The 13,344-nt window shown below is 58.3% G+C and carries 10 protein-coding genes; 9 read left to right on the forward strand and 1 reads right to left on the reverse strand.

Annotated elements, in window-relative coordinates:
- The first annotated feature begins 234 nt into the window (after nucleotides 1-234).
- From BGC09_RS17900 to BGC09_RS17920, 6 genes are all read left to right on the forward strand, one after another.
- Nucleotides 235-2,220, forward strand: a complete 1,986-nt coding sequence (locus tag BGC09_RS17900; protein ID WP_069805596.1) for a protein kinase domain-containing protein — start codon at nucleotides 235-237, stop codon at nucleotides 2,218-2,220.
- A 194-nt stretch (nucleotides 2,221-2,414) separates the two neighbouring features.
- Entirely contained in the window at nucleotides 2,415-3,926 is a 1,512-nt protein-coding gene (mptA, locus tag BGC09_RS17905; protein ID WP_069805597.1) for a GTP cyclohydrolase MptA, read from the forward strand.
- Nucleotides 3,927-4,227: 301 nt separating this feature from the next.
- Nucleotides 4,228-4,587: a ribosome silencing factor gene (gene rsfS, locus BGC09_RS17910; RefSeq protein ID WP_218104093.1), complete on the forward strand. Its 360-nt coding sequence runs from the start codon at nucleotides 4,228-4,230 to the stop codon at nucleotides 4,585-4,587.
- Between the two features lie 27 nt (nucleotides 4,588-4,614).
- The gene (locus BGC09_RS22975; RefSeq protein ID WP_176728969.1) at nucleotides 4,615-4,788 is read left to right on the forward strand and encodes a hypothetical protein; all 174 of its coding nucleotides are present in this window, start codon (nucleotides 4,615-4,617) and stop codon (nucleotides 4,786-4,788) included.
- A gap of 449 nt (nucleotides 4,789-5,237) precedes the next feature.
- Nucleotides 5,238-5,975 (forward strand): lamin tail domain-containing protein, encoded by a 738-nt coding sequence (locus BGC09_RS17915; protein WP_069805598.1) that lies wholly within the window; start codon nucleotides 5,238-5,240, stop codon nucleotides 5,973-5,975.
- A gap of 257 nt (nucleotides 5,976-6,232) precedes the next feature.
- The gene (locus BGC09_RS17920) at nucleotides 6,233-7,714 is read left to right on the forward strand and encodes an FAD-linked oxidase C-terminal domain-containing protein (protein ID WP_084659070.1); all 1,482 of its coding nucleotides are present in this window, start codon (nucleotides 6,233-6,235) and stop codon (nucleotides 7,712-7,714) included.
- A 229-nt stretch (nucleotides 7,715-7,943) separates the two neighbouring features.
- On the opposite strand, the gene BGC09_RS17925 is transcribed toward BGC09_RS17920, so the two are convergent.
- The gene (locus tag BGC09_RS17925) at nucleotides 7,944-8,501 is read right to left on the reverse strand and encodes a DinB family protein (RefSeq protein ID WP_069805599.1); all 558 of its coding nucleotides are present in this window, start codon (nucleotides 8,499-8,501) and stop codon (nucleotides 7,944-7,946) included.
- A gap of 333 nt (nucleotides 8,502-8,834) precedes the next feature.
- Here BGC09_RS17925 and BGC09_RS17930 point away from each other — a divergent pair, with 333 nt between their 5' ends.
- The 3 genes from BGC09_RS17930 to BGC09_RS17940 all read left to right on the forward strand — a co-directional run bounded on the left by BGC09_RS17930 (nucleotide 8,835) and on the right by BGC09_RS17940 (nucleotide 13,101).
- Nucleotides 8,835-10,169 (forward strand): FAD-binding oxidoreductase, encoded by a 1,335-nt coding sequence (locus BGC09_RS17930; RefSeq protein WP_069805600.1) that lies wholly within the window; start codon nucleotides 8,835-8,837, stop codon nucleotides 10,167-10,169.
- A 6-nt stretch (nucleotides 10,170-10,175) separates the two neighbouring features.
- Nucleotides 10,176-11,363, forward strand: a complete 1,188-nt coding sequence (locus BGC09_RS17935; RefSeq protein ID WP_141727845.1) for an SAM-dependent methyltransferase — start codon at nucleotides 10,176-10,178, stop codon at nucleotides 11,361-11,363.
- A gap of 190 nt (nucleotides 11,364-11,553) precedes the next feature.
- On the forward strand, nucleotides 11,554-13,101 hold the full coding sequence (locus tag BGC09_RS17940; RefSeq protein ID WP_069805602.1) for a (Fe-S)-binding protein: 1,548 nt from the start codon (nucleotides 11,554-11,556) through the stop codon (nucleotides 13,099-13,101).
- The last annotated feature ends 243 nt before the right edge of the window (nucleotides 13,102-13,344 follow it).

Raw genomic sequence — 13,344 nt, forward strand, 5'->3', positions numbered from 1 at the left:
GTACTTTCCTGCAGGCAGGTGGTGCGAACCACCTGCCGGGGGCCTTTCATATGGTATGATGGTCATAAAATGATCCATACTTGTTCCGAAAAATAGATATAATAAGGCCCGGTCATCAACAAGTGCGTTATAGGCCAGAGGGGCTTTCTAGCCTGAAAAGAGCAAGAATAGAACGGCCAGCTTGGAGGTAGCCATCATTTTACCGGAGCGAGGCAACGGATCAGGAGTCATAGGATGAAGGGGATCGAAGGACTCACGCTTGGGCGCTATGAGCTACGCCGCCGCATCGCCCAAGGAGGCATGGCCGAAGTCTACGTGGCTTACGACCGCCGTGTCAAACGACAGGTCGCCATCAAAGTCCTTTACGGACGAGATGAGTCGTTTATTCGCCGTTTTGAGCGGGAGGCGCTGGCTGTTGGCGCTCTCTCGCATGATCACATTTTGCCGCTCTATGACTTTGGGGAGCAGAGTCCCTGGTATTATCTGGTGATGCCCTATGTCGAGGGAGGAACGCTACGGGACTATTTACACCGGCGTAAGCGTCTGACTCTGGAAGAGGCTGCGAGTTTTCTCGATCAGATCGCTTCAGCACTGCAGTACGCCCACGATCACGGCGTTCTCCATCGCGACGTCAAGCCGTCGAATATTCTGCTGCGCCCCGACGGCTATGCCTATCTGGCTGACTTCGGCCTGGCCAAGGCCATCATGGGGGCCGAATCGCTGACTAGCGACGGCACCATCGTCGGCACACCGGAGTACATGGCCCCAGAGCAGTCAAACGGTATCAGCGACTATCGCAGCGATATCTACTCACTGGGGGTCGTGCTCTTCCAGATGCTCACCGGGCGCGTACCTTTTACCGCCGAGTCGCCAGTCGCGATTTTCTTGCGCCATATCCAAACGCCACCGCCCTCGCCACGCGAATTCAATAGCGAGATTCCTCCCGCCGTTGAAGAAGTGATCTTCAAAGCCCTCGCCAAAGACCCGAACGAGCGCTTTCAGGAGGCCCAGGAGCTGGCCGCTGCTTACTGGCGCGCCCTCCAGCAGGAGCGCGGTCGCAGTCCGCGATCCCGGCCCGGACCACTGACACTGAAAGATCAGAACGTTGCCACAACCACGTCAGGCAACGATGACTCCACCTTGATCGCTGAAGAGAGCCAGGCCGAGGCCACTCCCAGCCCTTCCCGCCTGGCTGAGCAAGAGACCTTTATTGTCCCCGACGAAGAGCGGGAAATGGTGCGCCCTCCAGCCACCCCTCAGCTTTTTCCGCTCACCGACCTGCCAGAACAGCCCGAGCTTGCTAGCCCGATCGAGGAAAGCGAGAGCGAGAGGGCTTCAGCCGCACCCCCTCCCCAGGAGGTGGTTGCCAGCGAAAGCACCTTGCTGGCAGCGAGCGCCACCATCAGGCGTTTGCCCAGCCGTCGCTTTCGCCTGCTCTCTCTCATCGCTGCCTGCTTGCTATTAGCCTTGCTCCTTGTGCCGCTGGTTAGCCTTTGGCGGGGTTCGTCGTCCTCCAGCAAAGGAATCAATCCTGGCAGCAGCACACTCAGCCCTCAACAGATCCAGGCCACGCAGACCGCCATTGCCCAGAACAACTCGATGGCCACCCAGCTGGCACGCTCACGGGCCCAGGCCACCGCTGGTATCTCCTCCTCGGTCGGAGCAGGAAACCTGCTCTATCAGTATGACTTGCGAAGCCCTGGTGGCGGTTGGGCCAGCTCCGGCAGCCAATGCTTCTTCTCGACTCAGGGCTACCATGTGCAGACATTGGGACCACACGAGGCCGCCTGGTGCTTTTCGAGCCAGGAGCATATGACAGATGCCGTCATCAAAGTTCAGGCCCGCCTGCTACGCGGCGACTTCTGCGGCCTGGTCTTCCGTCTCGACCCAACTACTCCTAGCTTTTATGTCTTTGAAATCAACAGCCAGGGGCAGTACCGCTTTGTACGCGCCACGGGAACGAATCCCCAGGCCTGGCTGACGCTCATCGATTGGACCCACACCAACGCCATTCAGACTGGCTATAACGTTCCTAATATGCTCATGATACTGGCTCACGGCTCCTCGTTCCGCTTTTACATCAACAATCAGCTTGTCATTAACAGTTACTCTGACTCGGCCTACAGCGAAGGGCTAATCGGGCTACTCGTGGGAGGCGACAGCAATAGCGGTAGCGAAGCCGTTTTTAGCGACATCTGGGTCTTCGCATATCAGAGCTAGTCTCACTCTCTTCACTCACGTTCTGCTCCTGCTCCACAGCACGCCCTCCCTGGCCGGGTTCAGGCCAGCGTACCGTTCCCCAAGCGTCGCCAGCTTGCCCGGGTGGAAGGAAAACCTTCCGCCCGGTGTTACAATACGATGAGGATGCTATCCGTTCAACAATGGAAGGGGCTTCCAGGAGGATCACTTTTTTTATGAGCTTAGACCTGACTGCCTCAGCCGGGTATTCGTCGAATGGCAAAACTCCAGTCAAAACACATACCGTCTATCTGGCACTCGGCTCGAATTTAGGAGACCGACGGGCGAATTTGGCTGCGGCACTCCAACGACTGCGCGAGGTAGTGGAGATCAGCAGGGTCTCCTCGGTTTACGAGACAGAGCCGGTGGGGTACGCTGAGCAGCCCCGCTTTTTTAATATGGTCTGTGCCGGGCGCACCGCCCTCTCCGCTGAGCAGCTGCTGGCCTATGCCAAAAGCATCGAGACCGCCCTGGGACGCCGTCCAACCGTGCGCAATGGACCGCGACCAATAGATATCGATATTCTTCTCTACGATGATCTGCAGATGCACGAAGAGCATCTGATTATTCCTCATCCAAGAATGAGAGAGCGCGCCTTTGTGCTGGTACCGCTAGCGGAGATTGCCCCCGAGCTCACTGACCCAGTTAGCGGGCACAGCATCAGTGCATTGCGGGATGCAGTGCCTCAGGAAGGCGTCAAAAAGCTGGCGGAAAGCCTGCGTGTTCCATTGGAGCACGATATTCAGAATAGCAGGCCAGCAGTACACGTACGCCTGGGACGGGTAGGTGTGACTGGCCTCCAGAAGGCCATTCTGGTTGGCGGAGACGAGCGAGCCCAGTGGTTTCAAGTTGCCTTTGACCTCTACGCCGACCTTGGTCCCGTCAAGGCGGGCGTGCATATGTCGCGCTTCAGTGAGGCTCTGGAGGAGGTCCTGGACGAGATCAGCCAGACGACCTGGCCACGAGTCGAACTGTTAGCCGAACACCTGGCTCGCCGCATTGTCGAGCGACAACAGGTGCTACGGGCTGAGGCCCACCTGCGAACGACTTACCCACTCCAGAAGTGGACCCCCATTTCGGGACGCCCTACCCAGGAGGTCTATGGTCTGCTGGCTCAGGCCGTGGCCACACGCAAAGGGGCACGTCGTCTGATAGGCGTCGAGGTCGAAGGCATGGTTGCCTGCCCCTGCGCCCAGGATATGGTGCATTCCCTCGCCCGCGTGCGCCTGCGTGAGGAGGGCTTCCCGGATGAGGCCATCGAGAAGATGCTCGATGTCACGCCGCTTGCTACCCACAATCAGCGCGGACGAGCAATGCTCATGGTCGGGACTCAAGCCCTGATCGATGCCCAAGAGCTGATCAGTATCGCAGAAAACGCCATGAGTTCGGAGAACTATGCACTACTGAAACGGCCTGACGAGCTGTACGTGGTCAACAAAGCCCACGCTAATCCGCGCTTCGTCGAGGATGTTGTGCGCGAGATGCTACGCTCGGTTGTTGAGCGCTATGAGCATCTTCCTCCTGAGACCTTTGTCTGGGCCAGCCAACGCAACGAGGAGACCATCCACAAATATGATGTAGTGGCCGAGGGCTGGGGCACCCTGGCAGAACTACGAGCGGAGATCCGTGAGCAAACCACTCTCGAACACCACACCACCCGCGAGGAGTGGCTCAGGAGCATCGAATAGGCCCATCCTTGTGGTTCCCATCCGCCAGCAACTTGCAGAGATCCCTTCCGGGGAGTTGCTGGCGGCTTTCATCCACCCACCAGTAGCTCACCAGTCCACCAGCCAGCCCGGTTATCTTCGGGCTGGCTCCCTTATCCCCCAATCGGTTGAGTTTTCTTTTTCTCAGGGCCAGACCCTTAACAACTCCTCTCCAACGTGTTATAATGCCGTTACAATAGAGCGCACAATGCATTCGAATCAGTCTGAGAGGGTCTGTCTCTCCCTTGGCTACAGACAAGACGGAGGTCCTGTAAGAGTCACTGTGGAACAAGTGCTTCTAAACCCAGGTAAGCTAGCACGGACGGCGGTCGACGTGGCGTCTGATAAAAAGGCGTCAGATGTCGTCTTGCTCGACCTTCAGGGCCTGAGCAGTATCGCCGACTACTTTGTCATTTGTAGCGGAAGCAATGAGCGCCAGATCCAGGCGATCGCTGACGCCCTGGAGGAGGAGCTGGAGAAACAGGGCGCTAGCCTGCTCCATCAAGAGGGCAATGCCGCCACCGGCTGGGTCCTCTTGGATTTCGGTGCCCTGATCGTCCATATCTTCGGGCCAAGAGAGCGGGAGTACTACCGGCTCGAACGCCTGTGGAGCGATGCGAAAACGGTAGTCTACCTGCAATAACAGACTCTACTCTAGAAAAGGTGGTCAATGATGACGTTTCTGCGCAATCGCATCTTCCTCGAAGGGGTGGCCTTCGGCGGCATCTGCGGCTTCATCATCGGCTCAGTGATCGCTTTTACACTCGGCGAAAGCAGCGTTGAAGCCCTGCGTAAGCTGCTGCACCGACGACGCACTATCCCGTTTGAGTACCTGTATCAGTGATTTCAAGAGCGTAGTGCTCGCGCCACTGCACCGCGGCTGACGAAGGAGATCGAGCCTACCAGGCTCTCCCAGCTAGCATTAGCTCGCTAGCTCATTGCCTCCGCAAAGATGGCTTTGGAGGCCAGCCCTGGTCAGTTGTTCGATCGTCGTCTTCTTCAATACGTTGACTGATCCATATCCACCCATAAGTACAACAAAGAAGGATAGCGAAGAAGGATAGTAGGGAGGCACATGTGCGGTATACGGTAGTCTTACTTACCTTGGCTTTTTTTCTTTTTTTGTCTGCTTTGAGCGCGAAAGGAGGTGAGGCTGCCACCGTTCATGGTTGCGCCTCCCCTCTCCCCCCAGTGGTATCCGGCGCTCTTCCCCCACCGCTTCGTACTCACGCCATTCTGCTGAATGAGGTCCTGACCAGGCCCGCCAGCTCCTGGAACTGCTCTACAGCCAGTATGACGACCCAGAATCGCGATGCCTGGGTGGAGCTGTATAACCCTCTTGACCAGCCGGTTGATCTGTACGCAGTTCATGCTGCGCTTGATACTGGCCCTCAAACCCCGCCGTTTCTCTTGCCGCTCTCCTCAGCCTTGCCGGCTCACGGCTTTCTGGTAGTTTTCCCAGATTCGCAGTTCTTCTTTCCCAATGCTCCCTTTACGCTCCGATTGCTCTTCAACGGCTCGGTCCTCATCGATGAGGTGAATGTCCCGCTATTGAACAGCGATGAGTCATTCGCTCGCACTAGCGATGGCGCACCTGTCTGGCATTCAACGACCGCCCCCACGCTCGGCAGCAGTAATGCCCCATCGCTTCAGTCCTCACCACCATCAACTCCCAAAACGGCCAGCCCAACGGCCTCTTCAAGCGCTTCCCAAAGAACCAGGCCAGGAGGAGAGACAGCAGCCTCTTCGAGCCAGGCTACTCCCACACCGGCCATTACCGGTACGCAGCCAGCCTGGGACACGTTGCGGCTGCCCTCATCCTCTGCCACGGCTACCGGCTTGAGCGATGCTAACCGCCCTGCGCTTTCCTCTTCCTCTTCCTCGTCTACTCTGCCTCCACAGGAGGCAGAGTCAAGCAGTGGAGCAGGCTTCGTGCACCTGGCGGTAGTGGCGGGCCTGGTGCTGGCTCTTGCCGCGAGTTGCTTCTGGTGCTGGCGCCTCTTTCGCTCTCCTCCTCGCACGGGAGGATAAGCCGGCTCCACCGCCCGTGGCCGGCCAGCAGCAGCCACCTGCCGCCGCTGACAGGGAGGGCGGGCCAGTGTCCCCACTCAGCTTCTCTTCCAGATTGCCCACCAAGGTGATATCATTCTCTTGGAAGGATGAGGAAGCAGGTGCTCCTCATCCTTCCCGCAGCCTCCTCGCAGGCTAGAGCAAGCACGGAGCTTGAGCGAGACACAGAAGCAAAGGCGCAGCTGCGCAGCTGCGCCTCTGGAAGAAGGGCCTGGCTTATGAGCATTAGAGAGTTGCCAGCGACTACTACCGCCCAGGATTCGGCAGCCCCTCCCTTCGAGCGCCTCTCAGAGGAGCGTAAGGCTCAATTGGTGCGCGAACTAAGCGCTTTACTGGGCGAGCGCTATGTACTCCACGATCCTTACGATTTGATGCTGTACGAGTATGATGCCTCGATCGATCGGAGCCGGCCAGATATCGTCGTGCTCCCTTCATCAACCGAAGAGGTCGCAGGCATTGTCAAGATCGCTGCGCGCCATCGCGTTCCGGTGGTACCACGCGGCGCCGGCACAGGTCTGAGTGGCGGGGCAATTCCCATCTATGGAGGCATTGTGATCGCCTTCGCCCGGATGAATCGCATTCTGGAGCTTGACTATGAGAACATGCGCGCTGTGGTACAGCCGGGCCTGGTCAACCTCCACTTGAGCAATGCGCTGAATCCGCGCGGTTTTTACTATGTGCCCGATCCGAGCAGTCAGCGCTCGTGTACGATCGGCGGCAATGTGGGAGAGAACGCCGGCGGGCCGCATACGCTGCTCTATGGGGTAACCACTAATCACGTTCTGGGCCTTGAAGTTGTGACCGCCGATGGCGAGGTGGTGGAGGTCGGTGGCTGGACCCCGGATCAGCCAGGCTACGATCTGACGGGCCTGATTACGGGCTCTGAGGGCACTCTGTGCGTGGTGACAAGGATCATTACACGCATCGTCCACCTGCCAGAGCAGGTGAAAACAATGCTGGCAGTCTTCAATAGTATTGACGATGCCTCAAATACAGTCTCTGAAATTATTGCCAGCGGGATGATCCCCGCCGCCATTGAGATGATGGATCAGATGATTCTGCAGGCTGTGGAGGCAGATATGCACGCTGGCTATCCGCTGGATGCCGCCGCCGTGCTGCTGTTGGAGGCTGAGGGCCTGCGCGAGGAGGTAGAAGACCAGACAGAGCGCATCGTCGCGATCTGCCAGCGCAATCATGCCCGCTCTGTACGCATTGCCGCTCATGAGACAGAACGGCAGCTGTTGTGGGCAGGGCGCAAGAATGCCTTCGGAGCTGTTGGTCGCATCAGTCCAGAGTTTTATGTGCAGGATGGGGTCGTACCGCGCACGAAGCTGCCCTATGTGCTGCGCCGCGTGAGTGAGATTTGCACACGCTATGGCTTGCGCGTAGGGAATGTCTTCCATGCCGGAGATGGTAACCTCCATCCGCTGATTCTCTTTGATTCGCAGGTGCCCGGCGAGGTTGAACGAGTGCGTCAGGCCGGTCATGAGATCCTGGCGGTTTGTGCAGAGGTCGGCGGGTCAATCACCGGCGAGCATGGCGTAGGGGTGGAAAAACAGGAGGAGATGGCCCTGATTTTCAGTGCCGTCGATCTGCGTGTGATGCAGCAGGTTCGCGAAGCATGGAATCCGGAGCAGCTCTTGAATCCAGGTAAGCTCTTCCCTCGCCCAGGACGCTGTGCCGAGGTGAAGCAGCTTTGAGTACAGAGCCTGTTCGAGCTCGATATCTCCGTCGAACCCAACAGCCTCTTTGGCACCCTGGCCAACTGGCTCGCTTGTCTTCTGCTTTCACGCACTTGCATAGAGGCGCCTGGCGCCCTCATCCGCCTGCTTGCCCTATAGCAAGCAAGCTGTGTTAGAGTGCAAGGCAGGAGCCAGAGATGGGCCGGCAAGCTGGCCTGAAGCGCTGACTCGGCCTTCGCCTCCAGACTCAGGTTTGCCCGTCCTGATTTTGTCGCTCTTCAGCTGCCGCTGGGGCTCCCGGGATGTTGACCGATGCTTCCCCTTCGGCACTGCTGAGAAGCGAACGGGAAAGAGTGCGCATATGCTCCAGGATCAGCCCGCAGTGACGGATCGCTTGCTGCAAACAGGCTCGTGCAGTCATTGAGGCAATGTGCGCAAGCCCCCCCGGCGCCAGGGCGAAAGCTAGCGGCTCATCAAGCGCTTCGTCCGGAAGCCTGTCGAGTATGTCGTGCACTTCTCTGAGCCAGCGCTGATAGCGAGCGATTAGCGCCGGTAGGGTTCCCCCAGCGCAAAATTCGGCCAGGCTTGGGGACGGATATGGCTTCTTGCCAATTTGACCGACGATCCAAAATTCCCCGACTTCTACTAAGTACGTGGCGAGCATGAAGATGGAGTAGCTTTCAGGTGTCGGGAAAGGATGGTCGAGCAGTGCCGCTGGGACCTGTTGCAGCATTTGAAGCACTTCATGCGCAATGTGATCAAACTCGCTAGAAAATTGCCGGGCCTCGTTCGTCATAGCTTTCATTATAAACGCTCTTGGCCTCAGAGGCTAGCAAACCAGGCAAGGTAATGGAGAGCAAGTATGGCCGCTAGATGGCTCGCTTGCGCACAGTTGTTGCTTTGCTGTTGGCAGTCTCGCTGCGCCTTCTCCCAGAGCGAGCGCAACTGCAGGGAAGAAGAGAGATAAATAGTAATTATGCTATAATGTCGGCGACGGCGCCACACGAAGCCAGCCGGCCAGTTCGCTTCGGGCAGCCCTGCAGCCTGGCTGTTCAATTGGTCTGGTGACTAGGCTGGTGGTTTCGCCGCCGCCCACTGGTTTGGCGCTAACTTTTTCTTTCTGGAGGAGCAGAGCCTGATGGGTGACTTCGCCAGCTTCATTGCCGCCCTTCAAGAGCAGGTACCCCAGACCGAGGTCCTTCTTGATTCCGCAACATTGCAGCGCTATGCTGTCGATGAGATCCTGCCCCGCGCTGTAATCGTGCCATCGAGTACGGAGGAGGCCGCGCGAGCAGTGGCTTTAGCTCATCAGTATCAGGTGAGCCTGCTGCCGCGTGGTGGAGGCAGTCATCTCGGTCTGGGAGGTCTTCCTACGAGTCTGGATGCTGTGATCGAGCTTACTCGCCTGTCACGCTTGCTGGAGCACGAGGCCGCCGATCTGACTTGCCAGACCGAAGCCGGGATAACGCTGGCAGCCCTCCAGAGTCAATTGGCCACCCGTGGTCAGCGTTTGGCTTTGGACCCCCCTCACGCCGAGCAGGCCACCATCGGCGGCATTCTGGCTACCAATGCTAGTGGCCCCCGTCGCTTTCGCTACGGGACCGCTCGCGACCTGGTCATTGGGTTGCGCACCATCCAGGCCGATGGTGAAATCGCCCGTAGTGGGGGCCGGGTTGTGAAAAATGTGGCAGGCTATGATCTGAATAAGCTCTATATTGGCTCGCTGGGAACGCTGGCGCTCATCGTTGAGGCAAATTTGAAGCTCCATCCTTTGCCGGCGGCAGAGCGCACGCTCTTGCTCACCTTCCCAGCCGTAGCCGATGCGATGCGCCTGGTGTGCGCAGTGCTCGGCTCTGTCTTGACTCCAACAGCCATTGAGCTGCTGGATGGGAACGCCGCCAGGGCAATTGCAGCCAGGGCCGGCCTTGCCTTGCCAGCCAACGGTTATACGCTGGCTTTCGATTTTGAGGGGAGTCTCAGCGCTATTCATCGTCAAATGGATGAGACACGCCTGTTGGCTCGCCAGCATGGGGCTCTGATGGGAGAGGATTTGCAGGGAGCGGAGCAAGAGGCGTTTTGGGAAGCCGTGCGGGTCCAGACAAGCGGCGAGTTGACCTGTAAGGCAACCATGCTGATTACTGCCATTGCCCCTTACCTGGAGTTCGCTGAGCAGCTCTGTCGGCGCCTGAATCTGGAAATGGCTGCTGTGGCCCATGCTGGCAGCGGCATCGTTTATCTCGAACTGCGCCCCCTGGAGGTGAGCAGCGAACTGCTAGAAGCACTCAGACTTTTACGGCAGCAGGCTCAGGAGGGCAAAGGGAGCCTGGTCATCGAACGCGCTTCAACAGCCTTAAAGCGCCAGATCGATGTCTGGGGACCAGTCGGCTCTGATTTCCCGCTGATGCAGCGGCTGAAGCAGCGCTTCGATCCTAGCGGAGTCTTTGTCAAGGGTCGCTTTGTGGGAGGTCTCTAGCCAGCAGTGAAGGCAATACTTTTCAGCGCTTATGTTGACGATGGGGAGCGGGTGATTGCCACGGCTCAGCCGGAGTTCCTTCAGCCTGCCTTGGCAGAGCTGGAGTCGCTCTGTAGCGCGCTGACAGTGGAGGAGGAGCTGGGTCCAGGAATTGCTTTGTGCGCTGTTCCCGAGACGCGGAGATTATTGCGTCAGGCAATGGAGCATCCGCCCGTGTTTGTGCGCCATCTGGCACCAGCACAGGCCGTTGTTGAACTGAGGGGGGCGATAGAAGACGATTGCGCCCGCCTTGCTCTGGCTCTGGCCGCTTTGCCGGAGTTCGCCTGGCTGGGACCAGGACAGTACTTCGCGGTCCAGGCGCGCCTGCTGCCTCCCGCCAAACAGTCGCCAGTCCGTCCATTCGCCTATACCAGTGGTCAGCTTAATCAGAAGCTGGCAAGCGTGATCAGCGAGGAAACGAGAGCCATTGAGTCCATTCGTAAGCCTCGTATCGTGCTGTCAATAGCCTTGACCGCTGAACGGGGCTTCGTCGGGATCTCACTGGCGGAGGAGAATCTCAGTTCGTGGCCCGGAGGTGAGCGACATTTCGCGCGCTTGCCTGAGCAGATCAGTCGTGCGGAATTGAAGCTGTTAGAGGCGCTCGAGGTTTTTAACCTGACGTTGCCAACGGAGGGCGAGGCCCTCGACTTGGGGGCCGCTCCTGGCGGTTGGACTCGCCTTCTGCTTCAGGCTGGCTTGCACGTGGTGGCCGTTGATCCCGCCATGCTTGCCCCGGCTCTGCGCGAGGAGGCTCGGTCGCGCCTTGAGCATAAGCGTTGCTCCGCCGAGGTTTATCTCGCTGAGGCTCTACATCGATCGCAGCGCTTCGCTGTCATTACCAATGATATGCGGATGGATGCTCGCGATGCAGCTCGTCTACTGGTACGAGCCGCAGAACTGCTCAGAGGAGATGGCTTTGTCCTCAGCGTGCTCAAGCTGCCCCATGCCACGAAGCGCATCCAGCCGCTACCCGTCCTGCGCGAGGCGCTGGGAATTCTGCAGGAGACATACGCGATTGTGAAGGCTCGTCAGCTCTTTCACAATCGCCAGGAGGTCACTGTTGTGGCCGCCTCCCCTCGTCAGAGCCGACTTTTCGCGGGTCGTCGGCTATCGCGAGCCGAGTCTAGGACGCGCAATGTGGTCTTCCGCTCTTGACTCGACTTGGCCCTGCTGGGCCGGTTAGCCTGAGAGCAGTAGATACAACCTTTACCGAGGCCGAAAGACGGCAGGGCTGGCCGCCCTATCAAGGAGGAGAGGCGCCCCTGCCACGGAAGAAGTGCTCCCGACCCTATAACCATCTTCATCGGTCGGTCCTCTGCAAGCAAAACTACTCTGGGAGGAAACTATGTCCAGTCACTCCACGGCGCTGGAAACGACGCTGGCTGTCACTGCGCCTACTGAAGGCCCACTTCGCCGTCATACGCATACCTATCAATTAATGCGCCAGTGCATCCACTGCGGCTTCTGCCTGCCCACCTGTCCCACCTATGCGCTGCTCGGGGTTGAGATGGATTCGCCGCGTGGGCGCATCTATCAGATGCAGGCGGTGGCAGAGGGCCGGATTGCCATCAGTCCAGAGTTTGTGGAGCATATGTACTGCTGCCTGGGCTGCCGTGCCTGTGAGACCGCCTGTCCTTCTGGCGTGCAGTTCGGGAAGCTCATCGAGGCTGCGCGCGAGCAGATTCAGCTAGAGATCGAGCGAGTCGAGCAGGAGCCGGCAGGTCTACCAGCCGCGAGGACTGCCACAGCAGTCCTGGAGTCAGGTACTACCCGCTTCCTGCGTCAGGCTTTCTTCGATGTATTGTTACCTTCGCGTTTGATGACGACGCTCTTCTTCGCTGCTCTTAAGCTTTACCAGCGCAGTGGTCTACAGGCCCTGGTCCATGCTACTGGCTTACTGGACATGGTGAATGCGCTACCGACGCCCTTTCGGGGTCGGCTGAAGACCCCGGAAGCCTTAATGGCTCCGGCGCGCGGCCCTCTTTTCTCTCGTCCCCTGCCAGAGGTTACACCGGCCCTGGGCCAGCGCCGCTATCGCGTCGGTTTCATCAGCGGTTGCATTATGGATCAGGTATTCCGCGATGTGAATGAGGCTACTATCCGCGTGTTGGCTGCTAACGGCTGCGAGGTCATTACGCCACCCCAGCAGCGCTGCTGTGGCGCTTTACATGTCCACGCCGGTGAAGCAAGACGTGGGCGGGAGTTGGCGCGCTACAATATCGATGTTTTCGAGGCTTATCAGTGCGATGCGATCATCATTAACTCGGCAGGCTGTGGCTCCAATCTGAAGGAATATGGTCACTTGCTGGCAGATGATCCTCTCTATGCCGAGCGCGCTGCCGCTTTTAGCGCTAAGGTAAAAGACATCAGTGAGTTTTTGACCTCGATCGATCTCAATCGGGAGATGGGCGAGGTACCGCTCACTGTCACCTACCATGATGCCTGCCACCTCATCCACGGTCAAAAGATTAAGCAGCAGCCGCGCCGCCTGTTGCAGAGCATTCCGGGGCTGCGACTGGCGGAGCTGAAAGAGGCCGATTGGTGCTGCGGCAGCGCGGGTATCTACAATATCACGAACCAGGATCTGGCTAGCAAGCTGCTGGAGAGAAAAATGAACAATATCGCAGCCACGGGAGCAGAGGCGGTAGTTACCGGTAACCCTGGCTGCATGATGCAGATTGCGCTAGGTATTCGCGAGCGTGGTTTGAAAATGCAGGTTCTGCACCCAGTTGAGCTACTCGACCAGGCATATCGAGCCGCTGGTCTTTACCGCCAGCTCGCCGCGGTAGCGGTAGCTCGTCAGCGTAGACGGCGCCAGCGCGCACTGCTGGCTGGCATGGGGGCCAGCGCTGGCGCTGCGATCGGCTACTGGCTGGCGCGTCGCTTACGCTAAGTGATCGAATGACTCCCAACAGGCTTTGGTTGATCTTCCCCCACTGAAGGAGATGATCAGCGATATACCAACAAAGAGAGGGGCCTACCAGCTAAGACGACCAGTAGGCCCCTCGTCTTGTACGATAAGTCAAACAATACACTCTTCTCGAAGCACACTTAACAACTGCAGCAATTCTTGTCTCAATTTTGCCGAGAGGGGCCGTAGACAGCGTAATCTGGCAGAGCTGAGATAGATAAGAGA

It is taken from the genome of Thermogemmatispora onikobensis (assembly GCF_001748285.1).
GTDB classification, from domain to species: domain Bacteria; phylum Chloroflexota; class Ktedonobacteria; order Ktedonobacterales; family Ktedonobacteraceae; genus Thermogemmatispora; species Thermogemmatispora onikobensis.